Consider the following 1,372-nt stretch of genomic DNA (forward strand, 5'->3'; position numbering starts at 1 on the left):
CTGCACGGGCAGTCGGAGGCGGTGTCGGAGAGCGTGCGGGTGTTCCGGCTGAAGAAGTAGGCTGTTTGGGGGGGCGTTAGCTCCCCAGCTTGAACACGCTGACCTGCTCCGACAAGCGCTCGGCCTGGCTGCGCATGGATTCGGCGGCCGACGCGGCTTCTTCCACCAGCGCAGCGTTTTGCTGCGTCACGCCGTCCATGGCGGTGATGGCACCGTTGATCTGGTCGATGCCTTGCGACTGGTCCTGGCTGGCCACGGCGATCTCGTTGATGATGTCGGTTACCCGCTTCACGCTTTGCACCACCTCGGTCATGGTGGTGCCTGCGTCGTTGACCAGCCGGGTGCTGTGTTCCACATTGCTGACCGACTCGTTGATCAAGGTCTTGATCTCTTTGGCCGCTGCCGCGCTGCGCTGGGCCAAGCTGCGTACTTCGCTGGCCACCACCGCAAAGCCCCGGCCCTGCTCCCCGGCACGGGCGGCTTCCACGGCAGCGTTCAGCGCCAGGATATTGGTCTGAAACGCGATGCCGTCGATCACGCCGATGATGTCCACGATCTTGTTGGAGCTGGCGTTGACCGTGCCCATGGTGCCCACAATCTGCGCCACCACGGTGCCGCCCTTGATGGCCACGGTGCTGGCGGCCGCGGCCAACTGGCTGGCGTGGCGGGCGTTGTCGGCGTTTTGCTTCACGGTGTGGGTCAGGTGCTCCATCGACGAGGCGGTTTTCTCCAGCTCGCTGGCCTGCTGCTCGGTGCGCATGCTCAGGTCGTTGTTGCCCGCGGCGATCTGGCTGGACGCAGCGGCAATGCTGTCGGTGCCGCTGCGCACCTCGCCCACGATGTTGGCAATGCTGTTGCGCATGCCGTCGATGGCGTGCAGCAGGCTGCGGGTGTCGCCGGGGCGCAAAGCAATCGGCACCGACAGGTCGCCGCGCGCCATGTGGCCGGTGATGGTGGCGGCGTAATCGGGCTCACCGCCCAGCTGGCGCAGCAGGCCGCGCGCAATCAGCACGCCCAGGGCCAGCAGCACGCCCACCAGCACCAGCGTGGCCAGGCCAAAGCTGAGGATGCGGCCCTGGATGGTGGCGTCCACCGTGTCCACGTACACGCCCGAGCCAATCACCCAGCCCCAGGGCGCAAAGCCTTTGACGTAAGACGCTTTCTGCACCGGGTTTTCGCTGCCGGGCTTGGGCCACATGTAGTTGACAAAACCGCCGCCGCGGGCCCGCACGGTGTTGGCAAATTCCACAAACAGGTGCTTGCCGGTGGGGTCCTTGTTCTCGCTGAGGTTCTTGCCGTCCAGCTCGGGCTTGATGGGGTGCATCACCATCACCGGCTGCAGGTCGTTGACCCAGAAGTATTCGCTGCCGCT

Annotated in this window: 1 protein-coding gene; it reads right to left on the bottom strand. The window is 65.6% G+C overall.

Translation table 11 applies throughout. The features are described from left to right. Window positions 1-76: 76 nt before the first annotated feature. Window positions 77-1,372 (bottom strand): methyl-accepting chemotaxis protein (locus tag AC097L_RS24490; protein ID WP_479589322.1); only part of this gene is annotated, 1,296 nt, incomplete at its 5' end.

The organism is Rhodoferax sp. RT5P35, assembly GCF_056521385.1.